This window comes from bacterium (assembly GCA_024224155.1).
In the GTDB taxonomy this organism is placed as follows: domain Bacteria; phylum Acidobacteriota; class Thermoanaerobaculia; order Multivoradales; family JAHEKO01; genus CALZIK01.
Window position 1 is genome coordinate 1 of sequence record JAAENP010000461.1, and the last position, 1551, is coordinate 1551.

The following is a 1551-nucleotide window of genomic DNA, read 5'->3' on the forward strand; positions in this document are numbered from 1 at the left end:
ACGACAGCAAGGGTGCTGGTCAGTTCATCCTCGAGTGTCTGGAGTGGATCCGCGCCGCCCTGCCGGGGGTCACCATCGAGGTCCGTATGGACAGCGCCTTCTTCAGCTACAAGATCGTTCGGCTGTTGCATGATGCCGGGGTCGAGTTCACTATCTCCGTGCCTTTCCGGAGTTTCGCCGAGCTGAAAGGGCGCCTGGAAGCGCGACGGCGTTGGTGGCCGCTCAACGCCGATCACAGGTACTTCGAGCTGCGTTGGAAGCCAAAATCCTGGCCGCGGAGATTTCGCTTCCTGGCCATCCGAAGCCGGGTGAAGATCCAGCGCCGAGGCCCTGTTCAGCTCGACCTGTTCGAGCCCTATGCCTACGGCTATGACTTCAAGGTGGTGGTCACCAACAAGACGCTCACGGCCCGCAAGGTCGTGGCGTTCCACAACGGGCGGGGAGCCCAGGAAGGAGTCTTTGCAGAGCTGAAATCGGAGGGTCAGATGGACTACGTCCCCGTGCGGACGCTGTGGGGGAACCAGGCCTATCTGCTGGCGGCGATCTTCGCCCACAACTTGAACCGGGAGCTGCAGATGCAGCGGCAGCCTCCACAGCGGCGGACCACCGAGAAGCGTCCCCCCCTCTGGAGCTTCGAGCGTCTTGCGACATTCCGTCGCAAGATCCTTCAGCGAGCTGGACGGTTGACGAGACCACAAGGTGCTCTCACCCTCACACTCAGCGCTAATAAGGCCGTCAGGAAGGAGATCCTTGGACATCTCGAAGCACTTCAAGCTGCTTGAATGGTGGGAGTTGAGCCATTTTCTAATGCAACGATTGGGGGTGCGCAGCGCGCTCCGCAGCGGGCGTCACGAGGTCCTGCCGCATCGGCGCGAGATCGCTGACGTCTGGGACTCGGGCAAGGACGGCAAGGGCTGGTTCGGCGACCTGCCTCCCGAGCAGCGCCGGCGGCTCGCGAGGAAATAGGGGCTTCGGCCCCATTTTTCTTGCCCGGCGTATCGGACCCAGGCCCGGAGATGGGTAGGGGCTCGAGGCGTAAGAGATCCCTCGGATCTCTCAGATCCTCGAACCCGCCAGGAGGTACCAGCATGCTCGCCAGAACCAACTCCGCCACTCCGTGGGGCATCGACGCTCGCCGTGTCCGCGTCGAGGTCGACGTCCACCTCGGTGTTCCACGGGTCGACATCGTCGGCCTTTCCCGTTACTCGACGCGCGAGTGCCGCGAACGCGTGCGGTGCGCGATCGAGGCGAGCGACTTCGAGCTGCCGCCACGCCGCGTGACCCTCAACCTCGCCCCGGCCGACCTCGAGAAGCAGGCTTCCCACCTCGATCTCGCCATCGCCATCGCATGGCTGGCCGCCCTGGGAGAGCTGCCCCCCGACACCTTCGAGCAGCGCCTCTTCTGCGGCGAGCTCGGCCTCGACGGCAGCGTCCGTCCGGTGCGCGGTGCGCTGGCCCTGGCCGAGCTCGCCGCGGCCGAGGACCTCCGGGAGCTGGTGCTGCCGGCCGCCAACGCCAGCAATGACGTCTGCTGCAACATTGGCTCCTCAT

At 64.9% G+C, this 1551-nt stretch carries 3 protein-coding genes; all 3 read left to right on the forward strand.

The window, feature by feature from the left end; translation table 11 throughout:
- Positions 1 to 782, forward strand: a 782-nt coding sequence (locus GY769_22320; GenBank protein ID MCP4204654.1) for a transposase, incomplete at its 5' end; no start/stop codon positions are given.
- A 10-nt stretch (positions 783 to 792) separates the two neighbouring features.
- Positions 793 to 966: a hypothetical protein gene (locus GY769_22325; protein MCP4204655.1), complete on the forward strand. Its 174-nt coding sequence runs from the start codon at positions 793 to 795 to the stop codon at positions 964 to 966.
- 122 nt (positions 967 to 1088) lie between these two features.
- A partial coding sequence (locus GY769_22330) for an ATP-dependent protease (GenBank protein ID MCP4204656.1) occupies positions 1089 to 1551 on the forward strand: 463 nt, incomplete at its 3' end.